4 protein-coding genes are annotated in these 4,960 nt (G+C 62.6%); 3 read left to right on the forward strand and 1 reads right to left on the reverse strand.

Translation table 11 applies throughout. From position 1 onward, the window contains the following. The 3 genes from JNL55_RS20910 to JNL55_RS20920 all read left to right on the forward strand — a co-directional run. Positions 1 to 1,987: TonB-dependent receptor (locus JNL55_RS20910; RefSeq protein ID WP_293858309.1), on the forward strand; the 1,987-nt coding region annotated here is incomplete at its 5' end. 4 nt (positions 1,988 to 1,991) lie between these two features. Beyond that, positions 1,992 to 2,876 (forward strand): NAD(P)-dependent oxidoreductase, encoded by an 885-nt coding sequence (locus JNL55_RS20915; RefSeq protein ID WP_293858312.1) that lies wholly within the window; start codon positions 1,992 to 1,994, stop codon positions 2,874 to 2,876. Beyond that, a complete protein-coding gene (locus tag JNL55_RS20920; protein WP_293858315.1) occupies positions 2,876 to 4,000 on the forward strand; it encodes an MFS transporter in 1,125 nt (374 codons plus the stop codon). The genes JNL55_RS20915 and JNL55_RS20920 overlap by 1 nt, the downstream gene beginning before the upstream one ends. Before the next feature lie 25 nt (positions 4,001 to 4,025). Here the strand turns inward: JNL55_RS20920 and JNL55_RS20925 are convergent. Continuing rightward, positions 4,026 to 4,960 (reverse strand): PQQ-binding-like beta-propeller repeat protein (locus JNL55_RS20925; protein ID WP_293858318.1); only part of this gene is annotated, 935 nt, incomplete at its 5' end.

The following is a 4,960-nucleotide window of genomic DNA, read 5'->3' on the forward strand; positions in this document are numbered from 1 at the left end:
GAGCGTGCGGGGCATTTCGCAGTCGGACACCTCGCCGCAATCCGAGCCGCCGAACGGCGTGTACATCGACGAGATCTACGTGAGTTCTCCAGGCGCGGCCGGCTTCTCCCTGTACGACGTGAGTCGCATCGAAGTGCTGCGCGGACCGCAGGGCACGCTGTTCGGTCGCAACTCCACCGGTGGTCTCGCTCACTTCATGACTGCAAGACCGACCTCAACGTGGGCGGGGTATGTAGAAGCAGGCTTCGGCAGCTACAGCCAGCGCTTCTTCGAGGGCGCCTTGGGCGGTCCTCTGTCCGACCGCGTTCGCTTCCGTCTGTCCGCGCGGGGCGAGGAAGCCGATGGCTGGTGGGAAAACCGTGCGCCGGGGGGTAAGGACGCGTTCAACAAAAAATTTTGGGGCGCGCGCGGCCAGCTCGAAGCGGATGTCACCGAGGATCTCACCGCTCGCGTATCGATCAGCTACGACGCCAACCCGCGCACCCGACAGGGAACGTACAAGGCGCAGAATTTTTATATCGATGCAAACGGTCAACCTGCGCCGCTGCCGGCAACGCTCGATGCCTATGGCACAGGACCCGGTAACGACCTGTTCGGCAATCGCGATTCGTACGGCGCAGGATCCGTCGGTGCCTTCAACAACAGTGGCTTCCTGGAGAACCGCCGTGCGTCGACGACACTCGCGCTACAGTGGAAGCGCGGGTCAACGACGTTCACCTCGCTGACGAATCTGACCAACTTCTCCTTCGATTACGGTCCCGAAGATCTTGACGGCTCGCCTGTTCCCTACGTGCAGGCCCCGCTGACGCAGGATATGCAGCAGCGCTCGCAGGAGTTGCGCGCAACGGGCGTGTCCGGGAACCTGACCTGGACCACCGGCCTGTACTACCTGCACATCGATCAGGATGTCAGCGCCGGATTCACGTTCCCGGCGTTATCGGGCAGCGATTTCGCATACGACGCATTCAATCTCATCGCTCAGCGCACCAAATCCTACGCGGCTTTCGGGCAGGCGGAGTGGGTGCTCGGCGACCAACTGCGCCTGACGTTCGGCGCGCGCTATACCGAGGATGAAAAGCGCTACGATTCCAAAGCGTACTTCCGGGAGCTCGGCAACGGTTTCGAGGGTGGCGTCGGCTCCACGGTGTTCGATCCGCCGCTGCTCGCTGCGGACTTCAGCACAGCGACTGTCGGCAATGTGGCCAACCAGAAGGAAGGGCTCTGGTCCGGCAAGCTGCAACTCGACTATATGCCGAGCGATGGCAAGCTGCTCTACGCGGGTATTTCCCGTGGTGTCAAAGGAGCTGGCTTCAACACCAATTTGAGTGCGACGCTGCCCAATGAGCAAACGCCCTTCGGCTCGGAAGTCGTGACGGCGTATGAGGTGGGGACCAAGTTCGATCTGTTCGATCGTCGACTGCGCTTCAACAGCAGTGTGTTCCTCTACGACTACGATGATTTCCAGGGCTATGCGTATGTCGGGACGCAAGGTCTGGTGGCGAATTACGACGGCACGTTCTATGGCGCCGAGGTGGAGGCGATTGCCAGCTTGCCGGGCGACGTCCGCGCCAACCTGGGAGCGTCCTACATCCACACCGAGCTGAAGGACGTCCCGACCGTTTATTCCGGCGTTCGCGAGCAGCGCGCCAACCTGGCGCCAGAGTGGGTCGTGAACGGCTCGCTGCAAAAATCGGTTGAGGTCGGCAGCGGCACGTTGAAGCTGCAATGGAGCTTCGATTATCTGAGCGACCGCTATGCCTCCGTCGACAACAATGCGGCGAGCTTACTCAAAGGCTCGTTCCAGCATGACGCGCGCATCGCCTACGAACTCGGCAAGCGAGGCCTCGAGCTTGCAGTGTTCGTCAAGAACATCAGCGACGAGAACCGTGAAGTCTTCGTTTACGACCTGATCACGACGGGGGGCTACCGAATGATCAGCTATGCGCCGCCGCGCTGGTGGGGAGCTTCCATCCGCCAGAATTTCTGAGCTCATGCCGCGACCGACCGTTACAGTTCTCGGCCTGGGCCGGATGGGCAGCGCCCTGGCGCGGGCATTGTTACTTCGCGGCTGCGATGTCGTGGTCTGGAATCGCTCGCCTGCTCGCGCCGAACCGCTCGTCGCGAGCGGCGCGAAACTGGCGAATTCGATTGCAGAGGCCGTCGCGGCCAGCGACCTGGTCTTGATCTGCGTGCTCGACCACCAGGCTTCGCTCGCTCTGCTCGATGCTGCCGGTGTTGCTGAGAAAATCGATGGCAGGACCATCGTCGACCTGACGAGCGGCCTTCCCGAAGAACTGGCGGCTCGACAGACATCCATATGCACGCGTGGTGGCCGGTTCATTGCCGGCGGCATCATGTCGCTGCCGGGTGGTATCGGACGCATGGATACGCTGCTGCTATACGCTGGTGACAGCGCGGCGTTCGAGGCGCATTACCCCACACTGGTGTATCTCGGCGGTTCCGCCGAGTACCTCGGACCGGATCCGCGAGCTGTTGCTCATGTCATGTCGACGCTTGGCGTGTTCGTCGAGGGAACGGTGGCGCTGTTCCTCGAAACCTCCACGGTGGCGGCCCACTATCAAATCCCGATGGATCGCTACTTCCGATTGACGCGCCTGACGCGCGACATGCTACACAACCAGCTGCGCGAATGCGCCGATCGAGTGGTGAGCAGGCAATTCGGCGGCGAAGAAGCGTCGATCGATGTTCACCTGGATTTCGTGCAGGTATTGGATGCCGCGGTCGCCAGGACCGGCATCCCGACGAAGCTGACCCACGCCTTCATGGAGCATCTGCAGTTGGCCAGCTCCCGCGGCTACGGCGATTGCGATCTCGCGGTGATCGCCGAGGTGTTGCGCACGGAGTCCAGTCGGTAATGCCGCTGAGCCTGATTGCCTATTTGTTGACGGGAGGCGTTGCGCCTCTCGTGATGTGGTTCGGGCCGTTGCTGGTCGGCGGTTACGTCGATGCTCTCGGTCTGTCCGAGCAACAGGCTGTCTTGCTCCTGTCGGTGGAGCTGGCGGGATATGCGTTGTCCGGCGCGATCGCGTTCACGCTGATCTCGACCGTGAACTGGCGCCACATCGTGTTGGGCGCGTTTCTCGTGGTCATCGCCGGTAACCTCGTCGCAGCAGGTGTGCACACTTTCACGCCGTTGCTCCTCGTTCGTTTCGTCACCGGCATCGGCGCCGGCATGCTCATGACCATGTCGATGATTGCTATTGGTCTTACCGCTGCGCCCGAACGCAACTACGGTCTGTGGACGGCGATGCAGATCCTGACGCCTGCAATCATTCTGCCGTTCCTGCCCGGACTGATAGCAAAGCATGGGCTCGCAGCGCCGTTCCTGATCGTCGCAACGCTCGCGCTCGCGCTTCTCTGGGTCTTCCGCTATTACCCCATCGGCAGCGGTCAGAAGTCCGGCGGCTCGGCGCTGCTGGGAACGCGTCGGGTGCTGCTGTTGGGCGCGCTCGGCCTGCTGGGGGTCTTCATCTTCTTCGGCGGCGAGTCCACCGTCTGGGCTTTCGCCGAACGCATGGGTATGCATGCGAGTCTGCCCGTCGATGCCATCGGTCGGGCGTTGTCCATCGGCGCAATTGCCGGCCTGGGCGGGGCGCTGGCCGCGTCTGCTTTCGGCAATCGACTCGGGCGTCTCGCACCGCTCGCGATATCGATGGTCGTATCCCTCACCGGCGCAGCGCTGCTGATCCAGGCCAACACGCCAGCGGCCTATACCGTCGCGCTGTGTGCGATCTGCGCCGCCTGGAACTACAGCGGTCCTTACCTGCAGGCAGTGATCGCGAACCTGGATAGTAGCGGTCGCCTGCTGGCGCTGCTGGCCATCATCATTCCGGGGAGCATGAGCGCGGGACCGGCATTGGCGACACTCTTGCTCACCGAAGGCAGGGGCTACCTGCCCGTCGTGTGGATGCTTGCGATCGCCTTGCCATCGGGTTTGCTGCTCATCTATCCAGCAGCGCGCATCAAGACTCCATCCTGATCTGGTTTGACTTCGCGCAGCGGTGCTAACGCTGCGCTTTCGCCTGCTCCTGTTCGTTGTAGGCATCCCATGCCTTGTTCGTCAGGTACCCAGCCATTGCCGCCAGCTCATCGTCGGTGAGGTGCGCGTGCGCTGGCATGCCGCGCGTCTGGTAGGCGCCGCCGACTACGATGTCGCGCATGCTGCGGTAGGTTGCGTCGGACATGCGGCGCAGATCGGGAACGCTGCCGTTCGCCGCGACCGCATCCATTCCGTGACAGGCCACGCAAGCGTTGAATTCGAAGAACAACTCGCCACGACGGTAGATGTCTTGCGCTACCGGCGGCCGTGAGGGCTTCGCGAAAGGCGGCAAAGGGGGCGACGGCGGTAACGACGCCGATCCGCCGAGCTTGAATGCCAGCAGTCGCGAGGGCCCGCGCGATTTTTCCGTGGTGGTGAGGCGTGCAGTGTAGGTCGACAGATTGGCGGAAGCCGAATTTCCGGAGGCGACGAGAATGTATTGCTCGCCATCGACCGCGACCGTCGTCGGTGCCGATTGAATCGAGCCGTCGCCTTGCCAGTTCCACAGCACTTTGCCGTTGGCTGCGTCGTATGCGATGAACTTGCCGTCTGCGGTACCTTGGAACACGAGATTGCCGGCGGTAGAGATCGTGCCGCCGTTGATGGGGAGCACATGACGCGCTCGCCAGCGAGCCTGGTTCGCGACCGGATCCCAGGCAACCACTTCGCCATACAATTGATCGCGGTACTTCGGGTCGTGCAGGCCGTAGAGCAGGTCGAACAAGGTGGCGCCGCCCGCGGACAAGCCGCCGCCGGTGTCCTCCGGCGTCATGACTTTCATCAGCGTGGGAATTTCCTGCGACGGGATGTAGACCAGGCCTGTCGTGGGGTTGAACGACATCGCGTGCCAGTTGTGAGCGCCGGCCGGGCCGGGGAATACGACCGACGCTTCGCCGGGCC

Source organism: Steroidobacter sp., assembly GCF_016790065.1.
GTDB lineage: Bacteria > Pseudomonadota > Gammaproteobacteria > Steroidobacterales > Steroidobacteraceae > Steroidobacter.

What these genes read in the sequence shown, in the direction of transcription:
- JNL55_RS20915 (WP_293858312.1), top strand. Translation starts at nt 1,992, where the DNA reads ATGCCGCGACCGACCGTTACAGTTCTCGGCCTGGGCCGGATGGGCAGC.
- JNL55_RS20920 (WP_293858315.1), top strand. Translation starts at nt 2,876, where the DNA reads ATGCCGCTGAGCCTGATTGCCTATTTGTTGACGGGAGGCGTTGCGCCT.